The organism is Thalassovita aquimarina (assembly GCF_018219815.1).
Taxonomy (GTDB): Bacteria; Pseudomonadota; Alphaproteobacteria; order Rhodobacterales; family Rhodobacteraceae; genus Thalassobius; species Thalassobius aquimarinus.
Window position 1 is genome coordinate 175674 of the sequence record NZ_JADMKU010000003.1, and the last position, 25189, is coordinate 200862.

22 protein-coding genes and 2 pseudogenes are annotated in these 25189 nt (G+C 61.3%); 14 read left to right on the forward strand and 10 right to left on the reverse strand.

The genetic code is table 11. The annotated features are described in order from the left end of the window. Window positions 1-24: 24 nt before the first annotated feature. The 6 genes and pseudogenes from IT775_RS05025 (at window position 25) to IT775_RS05050 (ending at window position 6311) form a co-directional block, all read left to right on the forward strand. A pseudogene (locus tag IT775_RS05025) lies at window positions 25-1084 on the forward strand (dipeptidase). A 43-nt stretch (window positions 1085-1127) separates the two neighbouring features. Then, window positions 1128-2723, forward strand: a pseudogene (locus IT775_RS05030) (ABC transporter substrate-binding protein). A 75-nt stretch (window positions 2724-2798) separates the two neighbouring features. Then, window positions 2799-3782 (forward strand): ABC transporter permease, encoded by a 984-nt coding sequence (locus tag IT775_RS05035; protein ID WP_212699996.1) that lies wholly within the window; start codon window positions 2799-2801, stop codon window positions 3780-3782. Next, window positions 3779-4693, forward strand: a complete 915-nt coding sequence (locus IT775_RS05040; protein WP_212699997.1) for an ABC transporter permease — start codon at window positions 3779-3781, stop codon at window positions 4691-4693. The genes IT775_RS05035 and IT775_RS05040 overlap by 4 nt, the downstream gene beginning before the upstream one ends. Further along, complete coding sequence (locus IT775_RS05045) at window positions 4690-5547, forward strand: ABC transporter ATP-binding protein (protein WP_212699998.1); 858 nt, start codon at window positions 4690-4692, stop codon at window positions 5545-5547. Before IT775_RS05040 ends, IT775_RS05045 begins: the two co-directional genes overlap by 4 nt. After that, a complete protein-coding gene (locus IT775_RS05050; RefSeq protein WP_212699999.1) occupies window positions 5544-6311 on the forward strand; it encodes an ABC transporter ATP-binding protein in 768 nt (255 codons plus the stop codon). The genes IT775_RS05045 and IT775_RS05050 overlap by 4 nt, the downstream gene beginning before the upstream one ends. Window positions 6312-6392: 81 nt before the next feature. On the opposite strand, the gene IT775_RS05055 is transcribed toward IT775_RS05050, so the two are convergent. Then, window positions 6393-7214 (reverse strand): ABC transporter permease, encoded by an 822-nt coding sequence (locus IT775_RS05055; RefSeq protein WP_212700000.1) that lies wholly within the window; start codon window positions 7212-7214, stop codon window positions 6393-6395. A gap of 136 nt (window positions 7215-7350) precedes the next feature. On the opposite strand from IT775_RS05055, the gene cysQ reads away from it, so the two are divergent. The 7 genes from cysQ (at window position 7351) to IT775_RS05090 (ending at window position 15854) form a co-directional block, all read left to right on the forward strand. Continuing rightward, on the forward strand, window positions 7351-8148 hold the full coding sequence (cysQ, locus tag IT775_RS05060; RefSeq protein WP_212700001.1) for a 3'(2'),5'-bisphosphate nucleotidase CysQ: 798 nt from the start codon (window positions 7351-7353) through the stop codon (window positions 8146-8148). Window positions 8149-8465: 317 nt separating this feature from the next. Beyond that, window positions 8466-9359: a UTP--glucose-1-phosphate uridylyltransferase GalU gene (gene galU, locus IT775_RS05065; RefSeq protein ID WP_212700002.1), complete on the forward strand. Its 894-nt coding sequence runs from the start codon at window positions 8466-8468 to the stop codon at window positions 9357-9359. Between the two features lie 24 nt (window positions 9360-9383). Next, window positions 9384-10367, forward strand: coding sequence for a UDP-glucose 4-epimerase GalE (gene galE, locus IT775_RS05070; protein ID WP_212700003.1), 984 nt, complete (start codon window positions 9384-9386; stop codon window positions 10365-10367). Between the two features lie 99 nt (window positions 10368-10466). Continuing rightward, window positions 10467-11531 carry a glycosyltransferase family 2 protein gene (locus IT775_RS05075; protein ID WP_212700004.1) on the forward strand — a complete coding sequence of 355 codons (1065 nt, stop codon included), beginning with the start codon at window positions 10467-10469 and terminating at the stop codon, window positions 11529-11531. A gap of 194 nt (window positions 11532-11725) precedes the next feature. Continuing rightward, the gene (locus IT775_RS05080) at window positions 11726-12712 is read left to right on the forward strand and encodes a glycosyltransferase family 2 protein (protein WP_212700005.1); all 987 of its coding nucleotides are present in this window, start codon (window positions 11726-11728) and stop codon (window positions 12710-12712) included. A 31-nt stretch (window positions 12713-12743) separates the two neighbouring features. Further along, complete coding sequence (locus IT775_RS05085; protein WP_212700106.1) at window positions 12744-14423, forward strand: DUF5927 domain-containing protein; 1680 nt, start codon at window positions 12744-12746, stop codon at window positions 14421-14423. A 6-nt stretch (window positions 14424-14429) separates the two neighbouring features. Continuing rightward, window positions 14430-15854: a sulfotransferase family 2 domain-containing protein gene (locus IT775_RS05090; RefSeq protein WP_212700006.1), complete on the forward strand. Its 1425-nt coding sequence runs from the start codon at window positions 14430-14432 to the stop codon at window positions 15852-15854. Here IT775_RS05090 and IT775_RS05095 read toward each other — a convergent pair whose 3' ends face one another. The 9 genes from IT775_RS05095 to IT775_RS05135 all read right to left on the reverse strand — a co-directional run bounded on the left by IT775_RS05095 (window position 15855) and on the right by IT775_RS05135 (window position 22914). Further along, window positions 15855-16319: a PTS sugar transporter subunit IIA gene (locus IT775_RS05095; protein WP_212700007.1), complete on the reverse strand. Its 465-nt coding sequence runs from the start codon at window positions 16317-16319 to the stop codon at window positions 15855-15857. A 39-nt stretch (window positions 16320-16358) separates the two neighbouring features. Continuing rightward, window positions 16359-16928, reverse strand: coding sequence for a ribosome hibernation-promoting factor, HPF/YfiA family (gene hpf, locus IT775_RS05100; protein WP_212700107.1), 570 nt, complete (start codon window positions 16926-16928; stop codon window positions 16359-16361). Window positions 16929-17178: 250 nt separating this feature from the next. After that, window positions 17179-17937, reverse strand: coding sequence for an LPS export ABC transporter ATP-binding protein (gene lptB / locus IT775_RS05105; RefSeq protein WP_212700008.1), 759 nt, complete (start codon window positions 17935-17937; stop codon window positions 17179-17181). A gap of 4 nt (window positions 17938-17941) precedes the next feature. Next, a complete protein-coding gene (lptA, locus tag IT775_RS05110; RefSeq protein ID WP_212700009.1) occupies window positions 17942-18430 on the reverse strand; it encodes a lipopolysaccharide transport periplasmic protein LptA in 489 nt (162 codons plus the stop codon). 10 nt (window positions 18431-18440) lie between these two features. Next, window positions 18441-19046: an LPS export ABC transporter periplasmic protein LptC gene (gene lptC, locus IT775_RS05115; RefSeq protein WP_212700010.1), complete on the reverse strand. Its 606-nt coding sequence runs from the start codon at window positions 19044-19046 to the stop codon at window positions 18441-18443. Between the two features lie 26 nt (window positions 19047-19072). Then, entirely contained in the window at window positions 19073-19684 is a 612-nt protein-coding gene (locus IT775_RS05120; RefSeq protein ID WP_212700011.1) for a ribonuclease D, read from the reverse strand. A 714-nt stretch (window positions 19685-20398) separates the two neighbouring features. Further along, window positions 20399-21013, reverse strand: coding sequence for a response regulator transcription factor (locus IT775_RS05125; RefSeq protein WP_212700012.1), 615 nt, complete (start codon window positions 21011-21013; stop codon window positions 20399-20401). Window positions 21014-21257: 244 nt separating this feature from the next. Continuing rightward, window positions 21258-22067: an enoyl-CoA hydratase/isomerase family protein gene (locus IT775_RS05130; RefSeq protein WP_212700013.1), complete on the reverse strand. Its 810-nt coding sequence runs from the start codon at window positions 22065-22067 to the stop codon at window positions 21258-21260. 64 nt (window positions 22068-22131) lie between these two features. After that, complete coding sequence (locus IT775_RS05135) at window positions 22132-22914, reverse strand: IclR family transcriptional regulator (protein ID WP_212700014.1); 783 nt, start codon at window positions 22912-22914, stop codon at window positions 22132-22134. A gap of 117 nt (window positions 22915-23031) precedes the next feature. Here IT775_RS05135 and IT775_RS05140 point away from each other — a divergent pair, with 117 nt between their 5' ends. Continuing rightward, window positions 23032-25188 carry a malate synthase G gene (locus IT775_RS05140; RefSeq protein WP_212700015.1) on the forward strand — a complete coding sequence of 719 codons (2157 nt, stop codon included), beginning with the start codon at window positions 23032-23034 and terminating at the stop codon, window positions 25186-25188. Window position 25189 lies beyond the last annotated feature (1 nt).

Genomic DNA, 25189 nt, shown 5'->3' on the forward strand with positions numbered 1-25189 from the left:
CCCGCTCACAAAACAGGAATTTCCGTGGCGCATCTCACCACTCCAGCCGTGTTCGACGGTCATAACGACGTTCTATTGAAACTTTACCGCGCGGGCGGCCCGGCGGCGGCCGACGGCTTCGTCACCGGCCTTGAGGGTCATATCGACCTGCCCCGCGCCGCCGAGGGCGGGTTCGGTGGCGGGTTTTTCGCCATCTATGTGCCCTCCGAGATCGACCTCGACGACAAGTTCGATCAGATGAACCAGCCCAGCTACGACTTGCCGCTGCCCGAGCCGATCGATTGGGAAGACGCCCTGCCGGTGGCGCTGAACCAGACCGCCATCCTGTTCCGGCTGGAAGAGCTGGGCGCGCTCAGGATCTGCCGCAGTGCCGCCGATATCCGCGAATGCCTGAATTCCGGCACCATGGCCGCCATCCTGCATATCGAGGGGGCCGAGGCGATCGACCCCCGAACTGAACACGCTGGATGTGCTGTATCACGCGGGCCTGCGCTCCATCGGGCCGGTCTGGAGCCGCACCACCCTGTTCGGCGAAGGCGTGCCCTTCCGCTATCCCAGCGACGGCGATACCGGCGGCGGGCTGACCGATCACGGGCTGCGGCTGGTCAAGCGCTGCAACGAATTGGGCATCATGATCGACCTGTCGCATCTGAACATGGCCGGGTTTTGGGACGTCGCGCGCCATTCCGATGCGCCGCTGGTCGCCACCCATTCCAATGCCCACGCGATCACCCCGCATGCCCGCAACCTGACCGACGATCAGCTCGACGCGATCCGCGACAGCGATGGCATGGTGGGGCTGAATTTCGCCGTGGCCTTCCTGCGCGAGGACGGCCAGATGGCGGATACCGGCATCGACCAGATGCTGCGCCATCTCGATCACATGATCGGGCGGCTGGGCGAAACCCGGGTCGGGCTGGGATCGGATTTCGACGGCGCGATGGTGCCGTCCGAAATCGGCTCGATTTCCGGGCTGCCCGCCATGCGCGCCGCGATGGGCGCGCATGGCTACGACGACGCGCTGATCGAGAAGCTGTGCCACGGCAACTGGCTGCGTGTCCTCGAAAAAACCTGGGGCGCTTAAGACCCCGGTGTCGAACTACCTTTTCAACAGGAGAGAACTGGAAATGAATGCTTTTACGAAATTGATGTCCGGGGCCGCGCTGGGTCTGGCGCTGTCCGTCACCGGGCTTCCCGGTTTTGCCGCAACGCCTGCCAACATGCTGGTGATCGCCAACCGGATCGACGACATCACCACGCTGGACCCGGCGGAATCCTTTGAATTCGCGGGATCCGATGTCAGCCGCAACATCTATGGCAAGCTGATCAACTTCGATCCGCTGAACCTCGACGCGGGCTATCAGCCCGACCTGGCCGAAAGCTGGGAAGTCTCGGAGGACGGCCGCACCATCACCTTCACCATGCGCGAGGGCGTCAAGTTCCATTCCGGCAATCCGGTGACCGCCGAGGATGCCGAATTTTCGCTGCGCCGCGCGGTGATCCTGAACAAGACCCCGGCCTTCATCCTGACCCAGTTCGGCTTCACCCCCGAAAACGTCGAGTAAACCATCCGCGCCGAGGGCAACAAGCTCAGCATCATCACCGACAAGCGCTACGCGACCTCCTTCGTGCTGAACTGCCTGACCGCCACCATAGGCGGCATCGTCGACAAGAAGCTGGTGATGGAACACGAGGTGGATGGCGATCTGGGCAACACCTGGCTGAAAACCAACGCGGCGGGTTCCGGCGCTTACAAGCTGGTGAGCTGGAAACCGAATGAAGCGGTGACGCTGCAATCGAACCCCGATTTCTATCTCGGCGCTCCAGAGATGGAGCGCGTGATCGTCCGCCACATCCTGGAAAGCGCCACCCAGCGCCTGTTGCTGGAACGCGGCGACATCGACATCGCCCGCGACCTCAACCCCGAGGATGTCGCCGGCGCGCGCGCCGAAGACGGGATCAAGATTTCCGACGAACTCAAGGGCCGGCTGATGTATGTGTCGCTTGGTCAGCAGCATCCCGATCTGGCGAAACCGCAGGTGCGCCAGGCGATCAAGTACCTGATCGACTACGAGGGGATGCAGGACAGTTTCCTCAAGGGGCAGTACACCATCCACCAGAACTTCCTGCCGCTGACCTATCTCGGGTCGGTCAAGGAAAACCCGTTCTCGCTGAACGTGGAAAAGGCCAAGGCGCTGCTGGCGGAGGCAGGCGTTGACGGGCTGGAACTGACCGCGGGCGTGCGCGAGGCGCAGGAACGCCTGGAAATCGCCCAGTCGCTGCAGAACACCTTTGCCCAGGCCGGGATCAAGCTGAACCTGACCGTCGGCACAGCCAAACAGGTCCTCGGCATGTACCGGGCGCGGGAACTGGACGTCTATATCGGCGCCTGGGGCCCGGATTACCCCGATCCGCAGACCAACGCCGGCACCTTCGCCTATAACCCCGACAACTCGAAAGAGGCGGGCCTGACCGGCCTTCTGGCATGGCGCAACAGCTGGAACACCGCCGGGCTGACCGAAAAGGTCGACGCCGCCGTGGTTGAGAACGACCGCGAAAAGCGGGCCCAGATGTATCACGAAATCCAGGCGACGTTCCGCGAAACCTCGCCCTTCGCCGTGATGTTCCAGAAGATCGAACAATCGGCGATGCGCGACAACGTGACGAACTTCTCCACCGGTCAGGCGATCACCGCGGCCTCTTACTGGCAGGTCACGAAGTAAGTGTCGCTGGCAGAGCAAAACACGAAGGGGCGCCGCCCGGCGCTCCTTCCCCGCTGGCTGAAGCGGCCGGCCTATATGCTGGGGTTGATCGCGATCACCATGCTGGGCCTTCTTTTCGTGACATTCCTGATCGGCAGGGTGATGCCGATCGATCCCGTCCTGGCCATCGTCGGCGAACGCGCTTCGGCCGAAACCTATCAGCAGGTGTTCGAGGATCTCGGCCTCGACAAGCCGCTGCTGGTGCAGTTCGGTTATTACCTGTGGGACGTGCTGCACGGCGATTTCGGCGTCTCGCTGCTGACCGCGCATCCGGTGTCCGAAGACATCGGCCGGGTCTTTCCCGCCACGCTGGAGCTGGCGACACTGGGCACCCTGATGGGGGTGCTGCTGGGCGTGCCGTTGGGCGTCATCGCCGCCGTCAGTCGCGACAGCTGGATCGACCAGATCGCCCGCGTGGTGGCGCTGGTCGGCTATTCGATGCCGATCTTCTGGCTCGGGCTGATGGGGCTTCTGATCTTCTACGGCATTCTCGGCTGGGTCGGCGGACCGGGCCGGGTGGGCATTTCCTATGCCGACGTGGTGCCGCCGGTGACCGGCATGATCCTGATCGACAGCGCGCTGGACGGCAACTGGGACGTGTTCCGCGACGCGTTGAGCCACATCGTGCTGCCGGCCTCGCTGCTGGGCTATTACAGCCTGGCCTATATCAGCCGCATGACCCGGTCCTTCATGCTGGAACAGCTGAGCGCCGAATACATCACCACCGCGCGGGTCAAGGGCATGTCCGAACGCGCGGTGATCTGGCGCCATGCCTTCCGCAACATCCGGGTGCAGCTGATCACAGTGATCGCGCTGAGCTATGCCAACCTGCTGGAAGGATCGGTGCTGACCGAGATCATCTTCGCCTGGCCGGGCATCGGATCTTACATCACCAATGCACTGCTGTCCGCGGACATGAGCGCGGTGCTGGGCGGCACCGTGGTGATAGGCCTGATCTTCATCATCCTGAACGTCGGTTCCGACCTTCTTTACCGTTTCCTTGATCCGAGGGCGAAATGAGCGATACCCAAACCGGCCTGCGTGACTGGCTGCTGACCGACACGCCGCGTTCGCGCCTGCAGGCGCGGCTGTCGGCGCTGTATCACGGCTGGCTGTCGTTCCGGTCGAATTCCCTGGCCATGTTCGGCCTTTCCATCCTTGTCGTCCTGCTGCTGGCGGCGGCGCTGGCGCCGTTGATCGCGCCGCATGATCCCTTCACCCAGGACCTCGCCAACCGGCTGAAGCCGCTGGGCGCCGAGGGCCATCTTCTGGGCACGGATTCGCTGGGGCGGGATATCCTGTCGCGGCTGATCTACGGGTCGCGCATCACGCTTTACATCGTCACGCTGGTGGCGCTGATCGCGCCGCTGGCGGGGCTTCTGGTCGGCACTATCGCGGGCTATGCCGGTGGCTGGGTCGACGTCGTGCTGATGCGGATCACCGACATCTTCCTCGCCTTTCCGCGGCTGGTGCTGGCGCTGGCCTTCGTGGCGGCGCTTGGCGCCGGGATCGAAAACGCGGTGCTGGCGATTTCGCTGACCGCCTGGCCGCCCTATGCGCGGATCGCGCGGGCCGAAACGCTGACCATCCGCAATTCCGACTTCATCAGCGCGGTGCGGCTGCAGGGCGCCGGGCCGATCCGCATCATCACCAAACATATCTGGCCGCTCTGCATCTCGTCGTTGATCGTGCGGGTGACGCTGGACATGGCGGGCATCATCCTGGCCGCCGCCGGTCTGGGTTTCCTTGTCCTGGGTGCACAGCCGCCGAGCCCGGAATGGGGCGCGATGATTTCCGAAGGCCGCCGCTTCATCCTCGATCACTGGTGGGTGGCCACCATGCCGGGGCTAGCGATCTTCACTGTTTCGCTGGCCTTCAACCTGCTGGGTGACGGGCTGCGCGACGTATTGGACCCGAAGGACACGAAATGACCGAACTACTGGACGTGAAAAACCTCTGGGTGCGTTTCCCCACCCGCAAGGGCGTGTTCGACGCGGTGCGCGGCGTGTCCTTCAAGCTGGGCCGCGAACGGCTGGGCATCGTCGGTGAAAGCGGTTCGGGCAAATCGATGACCGGCCGCGCCATCCTGCGCCTGATCCGGGCACCGGGCGAGGTCGAGGCCGATTACATCAAGCTCGACGGCGAGGATTTGCTGACGAAATCCGAGGCCGAGATGCGCAAGATCCGCGGCGACCGGATTTCGATGGTGATGCAGGACCCGAAATTTTCGCTCAACCCGGTGATGACCATCGGCGAACAGTTGATGGAGGCCTACCGGCTGCACGCCAAGGGCGGCAAGGCCGAGGCCCGCAAGAGGGCGCTGGAGATGCTCGAAGCGGTGTCGATCCGCGATCCCGAACGGGTCATGCGCGCCTATCCGCACGAAGTGTCGGGCGGCATGGGTCAGCGGATCATGATCGCGATGATGCAGATTCCCGATCCCGACCTTCTGATAGCGGACGAACCGACCTCGGCGCTGGACGTGTCAGTGCAGGGGCAGGTGCTGGAAATCATGGACAAGCTGGTGCGCGATCGCGGCATGGGATTGATCTTCATCAGCCATGACCTGAACCTGGTGTCGCAGTTCTGCGACCGGGTGCTGATCATGTATGCCGGCCGCGTGGTGGAAACCTGCGATGCCGACAAGCTGCACAAGGCGAAACACCCGTATACGCGCGGGCTGCTGAATTCGCTGCCCCGGTTCGACGCGCCGCAAAAGCGGCTTGAGGTGTTGCAACGCGATCCGGCCTGGGCCGAGGCGGCAAGCGTGGGGCCGGACACATGAGCGCGCTGAGTTTTCAGGGGCTGAACGTCTGGTTCGGCGAGGGGCGCGATCATGTTGACGCGGTGAAGAACGCGACTTTCAAGGTCGCGCGCGGCGAAAGCTTCGGTCTTGTGGGCGAAAGCGGGTCGGGCAAGTCCACCATCATGCGGGCGCTGACCGGGCTGGCGCCGCATTGGTCGGGGCAGATGTCGGTGAATGGCCGCCCCGTCGGGCACCGGCGCGACAAGACGTTCTACAAGACCGTGCAGATGGTGTTTCAGGACCCTTACGCATCGCTGCACCCGCGCCAGTCGGTCGACCAGACCTTGTCGGAAACGCTTCACCTGCACGGGTTCCGCGATATCGAACCGCGCATCGAAAAGCTGTTGGAGGATGTCGGGCTTGGCCCGTCTTTCCGTTTCCGCTATCCGCACCAGCTTTCGGGCGGGCAGCGGCAGCGGGTGGCGATCGCCCGGGCGCTGGCGCCCGAACCATCGATCCTTCTCCTGGACGAACCGACCTCGGCGCTCGATGTGTCGGTGCAGGCCGAGATACTGAACCTGCTGACCGACCTGCGCGCGGAACACGACCTGACCTTCCTGATGGTGTCGCATGACCTGGCCGTGGTCGCCCATATGTGCGAACGCATCGCGGTGATGCAGGCCGGCGATATCGTCGAGGTGATGAGCGTCGAGGACATGCGGGCGATGCAGCCCAGCCATCCCTACACCGCGCAACTTCTCGAGGCTTCGTTGGGTTACAGCCGCAGCGGCGCTGCAGGATAGCGGGGTCATCATGCGCTGGCCGGAGCGGGGAAAAGCGTTCCGCCGGGGCGCAAGCGATCGCCCGTTTCCGCAGCTTCGTCCTCAGCGGCGGGCGCTGAGGCTGATCGAGGTGTTCTTGCGGGCGTAGAATTCGCCCATCAACCCGATCATCAGGAAAACCAGGCTGACGATGATCGGATAGGTGATGGAACTGTTGCGCGGAACGTAGTTGATGAAGGTGAAGCCGCGGGCCTGGTCGATGCAGTGAAACAGTGGGTTCCAGTCGAACATGTTCAGCATGAAGGTCGGGAGGGAATTGGCCAGGAACATCTTGCCCGAGGCGATCATGTTGGCGCGCTGATAGACCAGGGTGATCATGTTGACGGCGGTAGGGAACCACGGCTTGATCGCCAGCAGCACCATCCCGATCGACAGCCCGGCGAACCAGGCCAGCATCAGCATGCCAAAGGCCCCGGCCGCATTGTCGATCTCGAAGTGCTTGAAGCCCACATAGTAGACGAACAGGATCAGCGATAGCGACAGGACCTGAACGTAAAGCGCGCTGAGCGCGGAGGACAGGATCGCGATGATCGTGTTCATCGGTGCGTGCAGCATCATCGGCGATGTCGGACCTTCGGACCCGACCACCGCGCCCAATGTCTTGGAGTGGGTCATGTAGAGGAAGATGCCCGACATCAGGTAAAGCAGGAAATCGCCGCGCACAGCCGAGGAGCGCAGCCCGAGCAGCGAAAACATCACGTAGAAGGCCAGCACGAAGATGACCAACTGCAGCAGGTTCACGATGATCGACATCAGCGCGTTGCTGTGCGTTTTACGGATCTTGCGGGCGATGCTGTGATAAATCAGCTCGGCAATCGTGAAGGCCGCCACGAAGCCGGAGTCTTTCCGGGAATTACCAAACATCAACGCACTGCCCCCGCATCTTGCGGTTATTGTCACGGCGCATTCTTGCCGTTTGCTAAGTACCGGATCATAAGGTGTGTGACTTTTCTTTTCAACAAATGCCCGCAGGGGCCGATCCAGGACGAGGAGTTTCAGTTTGGATTACCAGAAACTGACCGAGGTCATGCGCAGGCTGGCCTTGGAGGCCGGCGACAAGATCATGGAAATCTACAATTCGGACGATTTCGAAGTGAAGGTGAAATCCGACGACAGCCCGGTGACCGCGGCAGACGAAGCCGCCGATGCGCTGATTTCGGCGGGCCTGCGCGCGGCGTTCCCCGATGTCGTTCTGGTGACCGAGGAACAGGCGGCGTCGCATTCGGAAAAGGCAGATACGTTCCTGATCGTCGATCCGCTGGACGGGACCAAGGAATTCATCCACCGTCGCGGCGATTTCACCGTGAACATCGCCTATGTCGAAAACGGCGCGCCGACCCGCGGCGTGGTCTATGCCCCGGCCCGGAACCGCATGTTCTATACGCTGGCCGATGGCAGCGCGGTGGAAGAAACCGGTGCGCTGGACAAGGGCGTGATCGGTCATACCGCACCGATCAATGTATCGCAGGCCGACAATGATGCGCTTCTGGTCGTCGCGTCGAAATCGCACCGTGACCAGGCCACCGACGATTACATCAACAAGTACCGCGTCGCGGATTCCAAGAGCGCCGGGTCGTCGCTCAAGTTCTGCCTTGTCGCCACCGGCGAGGCCGATCTCTACCCCCGCGTCGGGCGGACGATGGAATGGGACACCGCCGCGGGTCACGCGGTTCTGCATGGTGCCGGCGGCAAGGTGGTTCGGTTCGACGATCACAGCCCCCTGGCCTATGGCAAGGACGGCTATGCCAATCCGTTCTTCATCGCCTACTCGCCCAGCGTCGATCTGAAAGAAGCCTGATTGCCCCGGCGGGGGCTGGTGGTCCATATGTCGTTGTGCCGGACCGTTCGCCGAAACGGGGCGATCGGGTCGGCGCCGGCAAGGCATGACGACCACGGTTTCCGCCCCGGCTTTCGCGACCCGATCGAGGGTGAAACCCGGATGGGTTGCAAAGTTCCGTCAGGATTGCCTAAAATCCGGGCAATAGCGTCACAAAATTGCTCCCCTCCTCTGGTAGTGGCGCATAACGCTTGTTGTCCTTGTCTTAAGGGAATGGCTAACATGGCGTTTATACTTTAAGTGACAAAGCTGCGGCTTGTTCGGTTCGAGGGTTTGAGATGAGAGCAAAAGTTACGAAGGCGATTTTTCCAGTCGCAGGGCTGGGAACCAGGTTCCTTCCGGCGACCAAGTCCGTGCCGAAAGAAATCATGACCTTGGTTGACCGTCCGCTCATTCAGTACGCGATCGACGAAGCCCGGGCGGCTGGGATCAAGGAATTCATTTTCGTCACCTCGCGCGGCAAGTCGGCGCTTGAGGATTATTTCGATCATGCGCAGCAGCTCGAATCCGAACTGCGCAAGAAGGGCAAGACCGAACTGTTGGAAATCCTCAAGGAAACCAACATGGATTCGGGCGAAATCGCCTATGTGCGTCAGCACAAGGCCTTGGGTCTGGGCCACGCTGTGTGGTGCGCGCGCCGCCTGATCCACAACGAACCCTTCGCCGTTATCCTGCCCGATGACGTGATCGCCGCCGAAAAGCCCTGCCTGCAACAGATGGTCGAAGCCTATGCCGAAACCGGCGGGTCGATGGTCGCCGCGATGGAAGTGCCGCCGGAGAAAGCTTCGGCTTATGGTGTGCTGGACGTTCAGGAAGACATGGGGTCCGTCGTGTCGGTCAAGGGCATGGTGGAAAAGCCCGCCCCGGAAGCCGCGCCGTCGAACCTGGCCGTCATTGGCCGCTACATCCTGAATCCGCATGTTCTGAAAGCCTTGAACAAGAAGGAAACCGGCGCAGGCGGGGAAATCCAGCTGACCGACGCCATCGCCAAGGAAATCGGCACCGAGCGCGGTGTCTATGGTTTCCGTTTCCGCGGCCAGCGTTTCGATTGCGGATCGAAAGCGGGGTTCCTGCAAGCCACCGTGTCCTTCGGCCTGTCGCGTGACGACCTGAAGGACGAGTTGATGGCCTATTTGCAAGAAGTTATCGCGTTGGATAAAGCTGCGCAGTAACAGCGGTTTTATCAGGGGGCTGACGTGAAATCCGTACTTGTGACGGGCGGGGCGGGCTATATCGGTTCGCATGCCTGCAAGGCTTTGAAAGCGGCTGGCTACCAGCCGGTCACCTTCGACAATCTTTCCACCGGGTGGGAACAGGCGGTCAAGTTCGGGCCGTTCGAAAAGGGCGACCTGATGGATCGCGCCCGGCTGGACGAGGTGTTTGTCAAGTATCAGCCCGTTGCGGTGATGCACTTCGCGGCGCTCAGCCTTGTCGGAGAAAGCATGACCGATCCGGGCAAGTACTGGCGCAACAACAGTTTCGGATCGCTGAATCTGATCGAGGCGGCGGTCGATGCCGGCTGTCTGAACTTCGTCTTTTCCTCGACCTGCGCGACCTATGGCGAACAGGATAACGTGGTGCTGAACGAAGACAGCGTGCAGCAGCCGATCAATTCATATGGCGGATCGAAACGCGCGATCGAGGATATGCTGAAAGATTTCGATTCCAGCCACGGGCTGAAGTCGGTGATCTTCCGCTATTTCAACGTGGCGGGCGGCGATGAAGACGCCGAGGTGGGCGAATTCCACCGGCCCGAAACCCACCTGATCCCGATCATGCTGGACGCGATCGACGGGCGGCGCGATGCGCTGACCATCTTCGGCACCGATTACGACACGCCCGACGGCACCTGCATCCGCGATTACGTGCATGTCTGTGATCTGGTCGACGCCCATGTTCTGGGCCTGAAATGGCTGGAGGACGACAAGGGCAGCCGGGTGTTCAACCTTGGCACCGGCGACGGGTTTTCGGTGCGCGAAGTGATCGATCATGCCCGCGCGGTGACCAACCGAGAAGTGCCCTATACCGAAGGTCCGCGCCGTCCGGGCGATTGCACCAAGCTCGTTTCCGGGTCGGTCCGAGCCAAGGAGGAGCTGGGATGGAAACCCACCCGTTCGACCCTGGACCGGATGATCGCAGACGCGTGGCGCTGGCATCAAACTGGCCATTACGACGCGTGATCCGAAGCGCGGCAGCGCGGTCAATTTGCTTGAATTCGCATGATCGCCTAAGCAAGGTGACCGGGGCGGCAGATGCTTCGGGGGATCTCTGGCGGTGGAATGACGGATGAACACACACAGAGCGGGACGGCGGATATTGCCTTCCCGGTTCCGTCCGGCTTGGACGCCTACCGCCTGAGACTAAAGCGCCGCCGGTTGCTTTGGCGGTCTTTCCGGGCGCGGCACCAGTTGCAAGCGGTCGCCGACCGGACAAGCCAAATTCATCCCGATGACCTTCTTGTCGTTGCGGTATTGCGCAACGAGATGAACCGCCTTCCCTACTTCTTGAAATACTACCGGGATCTGGGCGTTTCCCGTTTCCTTGTCGTCGATAATGCAAGCGATGACGGAAGCGCGGAGTATCTGGCTGCGGAATACGATGTTTCGCTGTGGCGCACGTCGCAAAGCTATCGGGATTCGCGCTTCGGTCTGGATTGGCTGACCTGGCTGCAAATCCGGTATTGCCACGGGCATTGGACCCTGGTCGTCGATGCCGACGAATTTCTGGTCTATCCCGGGCAGGACCGGCACGATCTGCGTGATCTGACCAGTTGGCTCGACGCGAAGGGGCGTTTGGGCTTTGGCGCCCTGATGCTGGACCTTTATCCGAAAGGACCGTTGGACGGACACGGCTATGCCCCCGGTCAGGATCCGCTGGACGTGCTTCAATGGTTCGATCCGGCCCCCTACCGGTCGGTGCGGCAGCGGCCGATGGGCAATCTGTGGGTTCAGGGCGGTGTGCGCGAACGGATGTTCTTTGCCGATGAGCCGCAGAAATCTCCGACCCTGAACAAGATCCCGCTGATCAAGTGGAACCGCCGCTTTGCCTATGTGAATTCCACCCATTCCGCTTTGCCGCCGCGTTTGAACGCGATCTATTCCGGCCCGGGCGGGGGGGAAGCGTCCGGCGCGCTGATCCATACCAAGTTCCTGCCCGAGATCGTTTCCAAATCGGCAATAGAAAAGCAGCGGGGTCAGCATTTCGCCAGGCCCGCCGAATTCGATTCCTATTACGACAGCCTCACCGGTGCGCCGGATTTCTGGACCACGCGGTCGGTGCGCTACGAAGGGCCCGAGCAACTGGCTGCCCTCGGTTTGTTACGCGGCCCCGACTGGGCGGATTGAAACCGGTCCCCGTCACAGGGGAACGTGCTTATCTGTATGGGCGGGAAGCCGTTTTCACAGATGTTGGCAGGATCATGCGTTCGTGACATATTGGCCGAAACATGTCGCCGGACGGCATGGGCCGCCTGTACTACGAGAGCGCGCCGCCGATAAAAGAGGTTGGGGTAGGTTTGGGTCTGTGGGATTCATATCGGATGCGGCTGCGGCGGAAACGCCGCATCATTCGGGCCGTGCGAAAGTCGCGCGAACTGACCCCGGTTCAGGATAACACCAACCGTATCCGTCGCGGGGATATCCTGCTGGTTTGCACCATGCGCAACGAACAGATCCGGCTGCCCTATTTCCTGCAGTATTATCGGGACATGGGGATCAATCATTTCCTGTTCGTGGACAATGGGTCGACCGACGGCACGGTTCCCTATCTGACCGGGATGCCGGACGTGTCGGTCTGGTACACCAATGCCAGTTACAAACGCGCCACCTTCGGCGTCGACTGGATGAACTACCTGAAGCGAAAATATGCGCATGGGCATTGGGTGCTGGTCGTCGACCCGGATGAATTCTTCATCTACCCATTCTGTGATACCCGGCCGATCCGCGGGCTGACGGATTGGCTGGACAATTCGTCCATTCGCAGTTTTTCGGCGATGCTTCTGGACATGTATCCCAAGGGGCCGATCGACCAGCAGCCCTATCGTGCGGGACAGGACCCGCTGGAGATCGCCAACTGGTTCGATTCCGGCAATTACACGATCAAACGGAACTGGAAATTCGGCAATCTGTGGATCCAGGGCGGGCCGAGGTCGCGGGTGTTCTTCACCGATGCACCGGAAAAGGCGCCTGCACTGAACAAGATTCCTCTGGTGAAGTGGGACAGGAAATATGCCTATGAAAGCTCCACCCACATGCTGCTGCCGCGCGGTCTGAACCTGGTTTACGACGAATGGGGCGGTGAAAAAGCCAGCGGGGCGCTTTTGCACACCAAATTTCTGGACACGTTCCATGCAAAGGCCGAAGAAGAATTGCAGCGCAAGCAGCATTATTCGGCCAGCGTCGAATACGTCGCCTATGCCGAAAGTCTGAACGACAACCCGGACCTGTGGTGCAAGTGGTCCGAAAAATACATCAACTGGCGTCAGCTCGAGATCCTCGGGCTGATGTCCAAGGGCAACTGGGCGTAAGGGGGCGCAGGTGGGGACCGTCGGGATCGTCATGCTGGTGCATACCGCACTGGGCCGCGCCGAACAGGTCGCGCGGCACTGGGCCGCCGCGGGCTGCCCTGTGGTGATCCATGTCGACCGCAAAGTCGACCGCGCCACCTTCACCGCGTTCCGCACGGCGTTGGCCGATCTGCCCGATGTGCGCTTTTCCAGCCGCCACCGATGTGAATGGGGCACCTGGGGCATCGTCGCCGCGTCGCAAAGCGCGTCGGAAATGATGCTGTCGGATTTCCCCGATGTGCGCCATGTCTACCTGTCCTCGGGGTCCTGCCTGCCGCTTCGTCCGGTGCAGGACCTGATCGATTACCTGGCCGACCGCCCGCGCACCGATTTCATCGAAAGCGCCACCACGCCGGACGTACCCTGGACCGTGGGCGGGCTGGATGAGGAACGGTTCACGCTCAGTTTTCCCTTCTCCTGGAAACGGCATCGGCAACTGTTCGACAGATGGGTGAGAATCCAGCGCAAGCTGGGGCTGAAACGGAAAATGCCCAACGGCATCGTGCCGCATATGGGCAGCCAGTGGTGGTGCCTGACCCGGCAGACCCTGTCGGCGATCCTGGAAGACCCGGATCGTGATCTTTACGACCGCTTCTTCAAACGGGTCTGGATTCCGGATGAAAGCTACTTCCAGACCCTGGCGCGGCTCTATTCCAGCAATATCGAAAGCCGGTCGCTGACCCTTTCGAAATTCGATTTCCAGGGCAAGCCGCATATCTTCTACGACGACCACCTGCAATTGTTGCGCCGGTCGGATTGCTTCGTGGCGCGCAAGATCTGGCCCCATGCCGATCGCCTGTACGAAGCGTTCCTGACCGATCCGGCGGGCACGATGAAGGGGGCCGAACCCAACCCCGGCAAGATCGACCGCATCTTCGCCAAGGCCGTCGACCGGCGAACGCGCGGCCGGCCCGGGCTTTATATGCAGAGCAGGTTCCCGCACGAGGGATGGGAAAACGGTGTGACCTCGGGGCAGTATTCGGTGTTCGAAGGCTTTTCCGACCTGTTCGAGGATTTCGAGGGCTGGCTGACGAAGGTGACCGGCACGCGGGTGCATGGCCACCTGTTTGCGACCGAGCGCGTCGAGTTTGCCGAGGGGCAGACCGTGATGAACGGCGCGCTGTCCGACAGCACGTTGCACCGCGATTACAATCCGCAGGCCTTCCTGACCAGCCTGATCTGGAACGCACGCGGCGAACGGCAGTGTTTCCAGTTCGGGCCGGGCGATGCGCAGGATATCGATTGGATTTTTGCCAAGGACCCCAACGCCCAGGTGTCGGTGATTTCCGGTGCCTGGGCGGTGCCGCTGTTCAAGTCGAACCGGAATTTCGCCGATCTGCGGAAAGAGGCGGCTCAATTGCAGAAGATCGAGGCGGAGCATCTGAAAGTGCTGCGGTCCCCATATGCCAAGGCGCGGATCCGGATCTGGACGATGGCGGAATTCATCGAAAATCCGATGGAACCGTTGCAGACGATCATCGACGAAATCGGAAACCGGTCGCGTCGCCGGCTGACCGAAGCCCCCAAGATGGCGGATTTGACCGGTTTTGGGCAATTCCTGCAGAACCTGAAAAATCAGGGCATGCATCCCTATCTCATGGGCGATTTCGCGGTCGAGCGCGGCCTGTCCAAGGGCGACCGCCCGAAACGAAAACCCTATCTGGTAAGATGACCCTAGATGACTGACAGGTTCGATTATTTTGTCGTGTTCGCCGAAATGCGCACCGGGTCCAATTTCCTCGAAGCGAACCTGAACGCCTTTCCCGGGCTGGTTTGCCACGGCGAAGCGTTCAATCCGCATTTCATCGGCTACCCGAACAGCACCGAAATCCTTGGCATCAGCCAGGACATGCGCGACGCCGATCCGGCGCAGCTGATCGAAACGATCCGGCGGCAGGACGGTGTTCTGGGCGGGTTCCGCTATTTCCACGACCATGATCCGCGCGTTCTGGACCTGTGCCTGAACGATCTGCGCTGCGCCAAGATCATCCTGACCCGCAATCCCGTCGACAGCTATGTCAGCTGGAAGATCGCGAAAGCGACCGGGCAGTGGAAACTGACCAACGTGAAGAAGCGCCGCGACAGCAAGGCGCGTTTTGACCGTGCCGAATTCGAACGCCACGTTGGCGCATTGCAGGATTTTCAGGTCACGCTGCTTAACGGGTTGCAGAAAACCGGGCAGACGGCGTTCTACGTCGCCTACGAGGACCTGCAGGATCTGGATGTGATGAATGGGTTGGGTCGCTGGCTGGGGCAGGGCGATCAGCTGGATGCGCTCGACGACAAGCTGAAGAAGCAAAATCCTGCGCCGGTGTCCGAGAAGGTGGAAAATTTCGCCGAGATGGAACAGGCGCTGGCGCGGCTGGACCGGTTCAACCTTGCCCGCACGCCGAATTTCGAACCGCGACGCAACGCCGTGGTGCCGAGCTATGTCGCTGCCGCGCAGTCGCCGCTTTTGTACCTGCCGGTGCGCTCAAGCCCGGAAGCAGAGGTGCTGCGCTGGCTGGCGGCGCTGGACGGTGTGACGGAAAGCGACCTGCAATCGGGATTCAGCCAGAAAACCCTGCGCCAGTGGAAAAAGAACAACACCGGTTTCCGCAGCTTTACCGTGTTGCGCCATCCCGTGGCACGCGCTCACGCCGCGTTCTGCGACAAGATACTGTCCACCGGTCCGGGCAGTTTTGCCAAGATCCGCAAGACGATTCAAAAGAACTTCAAGCTGCCGCTGCCCGACGTGGTGGATGAAAGCTACGACGCCGGCACCCACCGCACCTGTTTCATCGGCTTCCTGGATTTCGTGAAGGCAAACCTGGCAGGTCAGACCGGGGTGCGGGTTGATGCGGCCTGGGCAAGTCAGAGCCACGTGTTGCAGGGATTTGCCGATCTCGCGCCGCCGGATTTCATCCTGCGCGAGGACGAAATGGACACCATGCTGCCCTTCGTCGCCGCACGGGTCGGCCATGCCAACGCGCCCGTGCCGGATATTGCCGACAGCACGGCGCCGGTACCGCTGCAAGCGATCTACGATGACGAGATCGAGCAGCGGGTCAGCAATATCTACCAGAAGGACTATGTCAGCTTCGGTTTCGCGAGCTGGGCCTGATCAGGCCGCCTGCGCCCCCTGGGAAGCGGTCAGGATGGTGTAAAGCGTGCTGGGATCGTTATTGGCCCGCAGCTTGGCGCACAGGGCGCTTTCGCGCAGTGTCCGTGACACCAGCGCCAGCGCCTTGAGGTGTTCGACCCCGGCTTCTTCGGGGGCGAACAGGGCGAAGACCAGGTCGACCGGCTGACGGTCGATGGATTCGAAATCGATCGGTTTTTCCAGCAGGATGAAGGCGCCGACGACGCGGTCCAGGTCGGCCAGCCGGGCGTGCGGCAGGGCGACGCCGTGACCGACGCCGGTCGGTCCCAGCGTTTCACGTTCCAGCAGCGCTTCGACAGCAGCCTCGGGCTTGGCGCCGTAAGCCGAATAGGCCAGGTCACCGAGGTCATGCAACAAACGCTTCTTACTGGAGGCTGAGGCAATAACCTTTACGGCCTCCGGCTTGAGGATTGTGGAAAGTAACATTTAACTTACGTTGCTCCGCAGGTGGGGGTTTCCCCACCTTTACTGCTGTGGGTCGATCCAGCCGATATTGCCGTCATCGCGGCGATACACGACGTTTACCTCTTTTTTTCCCTCGTTTCGGAAAACAAGTACCGGCGCCCCGGCCAACTCCATCTGCATGACGGCTTCGCCTACGGTCAGCGACGGAATCTTGGTTTCCATCTCTGCAACGATGATCGGCTCCAGTTTTTCCGGTTCCGAATCCGACTCGTCGCTTTCAGGCGCGAGGATATACGCGGCTGCGCCGAATTGTTCAACCGGCTCGGTCCGGGCGCTGTGATGGTCCTTCAGCCGGCGCTTGTAGCGGCGCAGCTGCTTTTCCATCTTGTCGCAGCATTTTTCGAAGGAAGCATAGATTTCGTGGTCATGCGCCTTGGCCTGGGCCGTCAGGCCGGTGGACAGATGCACGGTGGCTTCGCACACGTATTCGTTGGCGGATTTTGAAAAGACCACATTCGCGTCGGTCGGTCGTTCCGCGTATTTCTTGACGGCGGTATCCAGCTCCTCCTTGACGTGAACCTGCAGCGCTTCGCCGATATCAATCTGTTTCCCACTGATCTGATAGCGCATCTTGTCTCCTTTACGTGACAAATCGGGTGCTTTGCCGGCCCGCATCACGCGACCGGTTCTTGTTATCCCCGAATGCTGGATTTCGACATCTCGTGGGTTTGGCCGCGATCAGGCCTTGGCAACAAGACCACAAGCATCAGCGCTGCGAGTTTCACGAATGTCATACTCACTATTTGAGGCGAGTCGGCGTCCCGATGTCAATCGACGTGTGAAAGAAAAGTGACGGCGCTTCGGCAGATCGGGCGGTTTTTCAGGAAATCCTGAAGCTTTCGCCAAGGTAGACCCGGCGGACATTTTCGTTTTCCACCACGTCGGTCGGCGTGCCCGACATCAGCACCTTGCCGTCATGAAGGATATAGGCACGATCGACGATTTCCAGCGTTTCGCGCACGTTGTGATCGGTGATCAACACCCCGATACCGCGCTTTTTCAGGTCAGCCACCAGATGGCGGATATCGTCGACGCTGATCGGATCGACCCCGGCAAAGGGTTCGTCCAGCAACAGGTATTTCGGATTGGCCGCAAGGCAGCGGGCGATTTCCACCCGGCGCCGTTCACCGCCCGACAGGGCCAGCGCCGGCGCGCGACGCAGGTGTTCGATGGAAAATTCCGACAGCAGCTCTTCGAGCCGTTCGCGCCGCTTGTGCCGGTCCTTTTCGGCAATATCCAGCACCGCCGAGATGTTGTCTTCGACGTTCATGCCGCGGAAAATCGACATTTCCTGCGGCAGGTATCCAATGCCCAGCTTGGCGCGGCGATACATCGGCAAATTGGTCACATCGCGTCCGTCGATCAGAACCTGGCCACCTTCGGGATAGACCAGGCCGCAGACCGCGTAAAACGTCGTCGATTTGCCGCTGCCGTTCGGCCCCAGCAGCGCGACCACCTCGCCACGGTTCAGTTCCATGCTGAAATCGCGAATCACCAACCGGGTTTTGTAGCTCTTGCGCAGATTTCGGATCACCAGGCCGGAATCGCCTTCGGTCACGGTCAGTTCGGGGGCGGCCATGCGATCAGTCCCCGGATTGCAGCGTGGTTTTCACGCGCCCGCCGACCTGGGCCGTGCCCGCGTCGAGGTTGATGGTGATCCGGTCGCCCGACATCACATTCGGCCCCTGGCTGAGCAGCACCGATCCCAGCAGCAGAACCGTGCCTGCGTCGATATCGTATTCGGCGCTTTGCGCTTCGGCCGCATCTTCGCCGCTGACCATGGTGATGCCGCCCGATGCTTCGAGCCGCGAAATCTTGCTTTCATCTTCCTTGTAGACGACCAGGACGCTTGGCGCGTTCAGGATCATGTCGCCCTGTGTGATGACCACGTTTCCGGTGAAGGTCGCGGTGCCGTCTTTCTGGCTGACCGACAGTTTGTCGGCGCTGACTTCCACCGGCAGGTCGCTGTCCTGCCGGGCCTTGCCGAACGCCACATCCTCGGCCAGCGCGGGCAATGCGGGCGCGGTCAGGAAAAAGCACAGGGCAAAAGTGGCAAGTCGTGAAAGTCGCACGGGATAAATCCTATTCTCGCGGTTGATATACCAGCTTTACGCCGTTTGTGAAAAGCAAATGGACATCACCGCCATCGGGATCGCTGGTCAGCAGCATTTTTCCCGCTTCGATGGTTCCGGGCGGTCCTTCGCCGGAAACTGGTCCGTCGGTTTCTGCGTCGATCGCGCTGATCCGGGTCCTCAGGTTTTCGCTGCGGATGGTGTAGCCGGTCGAAGACGTGATCACCACGCCACCGGTCAGTTCGGCCCTTTCGTTTTGACTGTCCAGAACGGCATCGGTGGCCTCGAAAGAGATATGCGTTCCGCTGGTCAAATCAATCTCGGCGTTGAGATTGCTGGCATGGGCGACATTGTCGATATCCGGATCGGGCTGTGCGGTTTCGGCGGTAAAGGTAATCAGGTCGCCCTGCGCGGTGGCCCCGGCGAAGCGCGGGGCGGAAATGACTTCTTCCTGTACGCGCTCCTGCAGGCCGATCTGGGAAAACGGCAGTTCGCCGCTGGTGTCGCGGCCCCGCGACAGCAGGAACAGAGTCGACAACAGCGCCAGCGCCGCCAGCGGCAGCAGGATTTTCAGCCAGGCGATAAGCCTTGAATAGAAACCGTCGCGCGATGCCATTTGTGTCCGCCGCTCGGGGCCCGGTGTCAGTGGGCGAAAATGTCGATTTCGGGCCAGCCGGCCAGATCCAGCTTGGCACGGGTCGGCAGGAAATCGAAACACGATTGCGCCAGCTCGACGCGGCCTTCGCGTTCCAGCATGCGGTCAAGTTCGGTTTTCAGCCGGTGCAGGTACAGAACGTCGGACGCGGCATACTCAAGCTGCGCCGAACTCAGCTCCGGCGCGCCCCAATCCGACATCTGTTGTTGTTTGGAAATATCGGTGGACAGCAGGTCTTGCAGCAGGTTTTTCAGCCCGTGCCGGTCGGTATAGGTCCGCACCAGTTTCGATGCTATCTTGGTGCAGTAGACCGGGGTGGTCAACGCCCCGAAGGCGTTGTACATCGCGGCGATGTCGAAACGCCCGAAATGGAACAGTTTCAGTACATCGGGGTTTTCCAGCATCCGGCACAGGTTCGGTGCTTCGGTCTGGCCCTTTTCGATCTGCACGATATGGGTATGTCCGTCGCCGCCCGACATCTGCACCACGCAAAGGCGGTCCCGGTGCGGGTTCAGCCCCATGGTTTCGCAATCGATCGCCACGACTGGACCAAGGTCCAGCCCGTCCGGCAGGTCATTCTGATAAAGATGGTTCGTCATGACTGTTCCTTCTGCGCCCCGCGCGGGGATGACGATTCGAAATCTGGATGGCATGGGGGGCTTCAGGGCCGAAACCGCCCGATTTGAAAGGGTTCTAGGGCATTTCGCGGGGCTTTGCCAAGCCGAGCCGGGGAATCGAGTCGCGAAACTCCGCCTTCGGGGCGGCCAATACCAAGGTCCTGACGGTAAATTGACGTTTTGCGTGGCGTGCGTCACGAAAATTTCAAAAACCAGAATGTTTCCTAAGTGACTGTTTGTACGTGAAATTAATTCCCAAGGCCCCGCGTAAGTCACGGGCTTTCTATCGAAAGTATGTGTCCCCATACCATTAACCGGATATCCGACGGGCGGCGCTTCAGGGTAAAACCGATACCAAGGTACTGGTGATGAGTTCCTTTGTTCTAAGTAAAGCGTAACGAGTAGTAACGAGTACAGGAGCGCGAGTAGAAAACACGTCTAGGCAGTCAACCGTTGTTTTCGATGTCCCCCATTAATTCTCGCGCTCCTTTTTTTCTCAATCACCGGTACTTCTCTCTTCGTGATGTCCTGGGATCCCGGTGCTTGTCGCCGGGATCATTTTTTCGCGGTGGGGCATGAAGCGCAAAGGATGCCATCGGGCGGGGCGCCAAGTGGCCGAGCGGTCGTCCTTATCGGCCTGAAATAAAAAATCTGATACGTGGATCGCCAGTGTTTTCGCGGAGGAAGCGGTGTGAATCAGACCAGACCGTAATCGCGCGCCAGCAGCGCCGCCTGGGTTCGGTTCTGCACGTTCAGCTTCTTGTTGATCAGGGTCACGAACTGTTTCACCGTGGTTTCCTGAATGCCCAGGTCGCGGGCGATATGCTTGTTCGTCTTGCCGGTGGCCAGTTCCCGCAGGATTTCGGTTTCGCGCTTCGACAGGTTTTCGAAGAAGGGGTTTTCCGGCTGGTCGTCGGGCGATTCGAACAATTCGTCGGGCAGATGCTTGCCCCCCATCGCGAGGTATTTAAGCGTATGGGCGAAATAGTCGGGCGTCGCGGATTTCGCGATGATTCCCGAGGCTCCCATGCGAATGGCCTCCAGCGCGTCGGCGCGCGGAATCTGACCCGACATCAGGGCAACATGCGCTGCGTTGGGGGCGGCCAGGACCTGGCGCAGGCCGGCCAGTCCGTTCATCCCGGGCATCATGTAATCAAGGACGACGAGGTCGTAATGCGCCCCTTTTTCGATGATCTGCATCGCCGTGGGCAGGGTTCCGGCCTTGTCCACCTTCATGCTTCCATCATGGGACAGAAACGTAACCAGCATTTCGAGGAGAAGAAGATGATCGTCGGCCAAGAGCACACGCATGAGCGATTATTTCCCGCCTTTCCTGATTACCAAGTAGAACTCTTTACCCGATCAGTTTACCGATTTCGCACAGTTTAAGATACTGTGTGGGTTCTAAAAAATTGTTCAGAATCAGGGTTATAAGTTCGTGTTCCGCTGCACTAAGTGATGGAGGGACACGACTTTAGGCTAGTTTTCTGTGCAAAAGGCAGAGCAGCCATCGGATGTGTCGCGCTCAGCGGTGTCGTGCTAAGCGCGAATCAATTCACCGTCCCCGGAACGTCGCGGGGCGTTTTTCGAAGAAGGCGTCGATGCCTTCGTTGAAATCCTCGGAGGTATAGAGAATCGCCTGGGTATCGCGTTCGGCAGCAAGGAATTCGTCGAAACCCATCGGCAGCCTCGCCAGCAATTGCTTGGTATAGCTGTTGGTCAGCGGCGCGCCTTCGGCGATTTCTTCGGCCAGCGCCAAGGCATGGGAAAGCGTCGCGCCTTCGTCGGCGATGTCTTCCACCGCGCCCCAGTTCATCGCGGTTGCCGCGTCGATGGTGCGGCGGGTGAAGGCCAGCCACTTGGTCCGGCCCATGCCGATCCGAGCGGTCAGCGTGTGCAGCGATCCCAGGTCGGGGATCAGTCCCAGCTTGCCGAAGGGCAGGGAAAATTTGGCATCCGGCGCCGCGACGACGATATCGCAGGCAGCCGCCAGCGACATGCCCGCCCCCACGCACCAGCCTTCGACGGCGGCGACGATGGGTTTCGGCCCCTGGATCATCACCCGCATCAGGTCGGCGGCATTGTTCATCCTCTCGCGCCCGGCGACCGAAGTGATGCCCTTCATCGTGGACAGGTCCCCGCCAGCGCTGAAGTTGCCCTGTGCGCCGCAGATCACGATCGCCCTGACCGTTTCGTCCTGCATCGCTTCTTCCAACAACGCCTTCAGGGCGCCACGCAGGTCCGGCGACAACGCGTTGCGTCGCTTCGGCTGGTTCAGCCAGATCAACCGCGTCGCGCCCAGCGATACGGGAACGCACAATCCGTCGTCGATACCGGGTTCATTGGGCGTGGAGGGCAGGGTCATGGCTGTATCCTTTTTCTTTGTGCGGGCATTGGTCGCATGGCGGAGGTGCGTGGTACAAGACCGTTCAACGCACCGGGGGGCGGCCGCCCAGAACCTCGGTCAGTTCATCGGCCAGCTTCATCACCACCGCGCCGGTTTCGGCCACCTTTTCAGGTGTCATCCGCGCCGCCAGCCCCGATACTGAAATTGCGCAGGCCGCTTCGCCCTGCGGGCCCCAGACCACGGCGGCAACACAGCGCAGGCCCAGCACGAATTCCTCGTCGTCCAGCGCGAAGCCACGTTCGCGAATCCGGGCGATTTCGTCATGCACGGCGTCGCGGCTGGTCAGGCTGTGCGATGTCATCGTGCGCAATCCGTGGCGGTCGATGATCCGGTCGATCGCGTCGTCTTCCCAGGTGGCAAGGATCGCCTTGCCCATGCCGGAACACATCACCGGCACCCGGCCGCCGGGGGGCGAAATGGCGCGCATGATTTCGCGGCTTTCCACCTGTGACAGGGTGACGACCTCGCCATCTTCGATCACGCCTAGATTGGCGGTTTCGCGGGTGATGTCGCGCAACCGGCGCAGGAAGGGCAGGGCGGGGGCCACGAAGCTGCGCTGCTTGGCATAGGCAGACCCGACGGCAAAGGCGCGCTGGCCGACATGCCAGCGACCGCTGGCGGCATCCGACTGAACGAAGCCGCGCTGTTCCAGTGTGGTCAGCAGGCGATGGGTGGTGGACACGGCCAGGCCCGCCTCTTTCGCAAGGTCCGACAGCCGCGCGCCGTCGCTGACCTGCGCGATTCGTTCCAGCAGTTCCAGCGCCCGGTGCACCGACTGAACGCCGCCTGTTTGCTTCTCTGCCATTGTCGCTCTTTCCATTTTCGGAAGATATTTTTCCACGATATGGAAAACTTTGACAAGGGGCGAGACGGCATCCCATGGTATTCTTATTCTGCGCGCAATCATGAAAGGAGAGTCGCGATGACTGATTACGTGACCCGCGCCGGGCTGCAGGTGGCCAGCGAACTGGCCGAACTCGTTGAAACGCAGATCCTGCCCGATCTGGGGCTGGAGGCCGAAGCGGTCTGGTCCGGCTATGCCAAGATGCTGGCCGAGCTGGCACCGGAAAACCGTCGCCTGCTGGAAGTGCGCGAAACCCTGCAGAAGCAGATTGACGACTGGCTGACCGCCCGCAAGGGACAGGACTGGGACAACGACGCCTATCAGGCGTTCCTGCGCGAAATCGGATACCTGGTGCCCGAAGGCGACGATTTCGAAATCACCACCGCGAATGCCGATGACGAAATCGCACGCATCGCCGGGCCGCAGCTGGTGGTGCCGGTGATGAACGCGCGTTTCGCGCTGAACGCGGCGAATGCCCGCTGGGGATCGCTCTATGATGCGCTGTACGGCACCGATGCATTGCCGGGCGCGCCGGAAGGGACAGGTTACGATCCCAAGCGCGGCGCGCAGGCCGTGGCATGGGCCGCGGATTTCCTCGACAAGGCGGTGCCGCTGGTCGGCGCGTCGCACAAGGACGTGACCGCGTATCAGCGCGAAGGCGGCGAGCTGCTGGCTCTGATCGATGCGCGCGAAGTGCCGTTTGCAGATCCGGCCGCTTTCGTGGGTTACACCGAAGACGGCGACAAAGCCTCCTACATGCTGCGCCACAACGGCATGCATATCGAGCTGCTGATCGACCCGTCGCACCCGGTGGGGGCGACCCATCCGGCCGGTCTGCGCGACGTGGTGCTGGAAAGCGCCCTGACCGCGATCCAGGATTGCGAAGACAGCGTCGCGGCGGTGGATGCCGAGGACAAAACGGATGTCTATGCCAAGTGGCTGGGCCTGATGAAGGGCGACCTGGCCGAGACCTTCGAGAAGGGCGGCAAGCAGATGACCCGCCGTCTGGCCGACGACAAGGTGCTGACCGCGCCGGACGGGTCGACGCTGACCCTGCAGGGTCGGGCATTGCTGCTGGTGCGCAACGTAGGGCACCTGATGACCACCGACGCGGTGCTGATGGACGGCGAAGAAACCCCCGAAGGCATGCTGGATGCGCTGATCACCGTCGCCTGCGCTATGCATGACCTGAAGAAGACCGAAGGCCCGCGCAATTCGCGCACCGGGTCGGTTTACGTGGTGAAGCCGAAGATGCACGGACCGGAAGAGGTGGCCTTCGCCAACACCATGTATGGCCGGGTCGAAGACATCCTTGGCCTGCCCGCCAATACCGTGAAACTGGGCGTGATGGACGAAGAACGCCGCACCTCGGCCAACCTGAAGGAATGTATCCGCGCCGTGAAGGAACGCCTGGTTTTCATCAATACCGGGTTCCTCGACCGCACCGGCGACGAGATCCATACCAGCATGCAGGCCGGGCCGTTCATCCCGAAGGGCGAGATGAAGGATGCCGGTTGGCTGGCCGCCTATGAGGACGGCAACGTCGATACCGGTCTTGCCACCGGAATGCAGGGCAAGGGCCAGATCGGCAAGGGCATGTGGGCGAAGCCCGATGCGATGGCCGAAATGCTGGAGGCCAAGATCGGCCACCCGATGTCGGGCGCCAATACCGCCTGGGTGCCGTCGCCCACCGCCGCGACGCTGCACGCCACGCATTACCATCAGGTCGACGTGTTCGCCCGGCAGGACGAGTTGAAGGGGCGCGAAGCGGCCAGCCGCGACGCGCTGCTTACCCCGCCGCTGCTGGCGGGGCGTAACCTGACCGAGGACGAGGTGCGCCGCGACGTGGACAACAACTGCCAGGGCATCCTGGGCTATGTCGTGCGCTGGATCGACCAGGGTGTCGGCTGTTCCAAGGTGCCCGACATCAACGATGTCGGCCTGATGGAAGACCGCGCGACGCTGCGGATTTCGTCGCAATACCTGGCGAACTGGCTGATGCACGGACTGGTGACCGAGGACCAGGTGATGGAAAGCCTCAAGCGGATGGCCCAGGAAGTGGACCGCCAGAACGCGAACGACCCGGCCTATACGCCGATGGCGCCGGGCTATGACGGCGTGGCCTTTGCCGCCGCCTGCGACCTGATCTTCAAGGGGGCCGAGCAGCCGTCGGGCTATACCGAGCCGGTGCTGCATGCCCGCCGCCGCGAAGCCAAGGCGCAACAGGGAGCGTAAC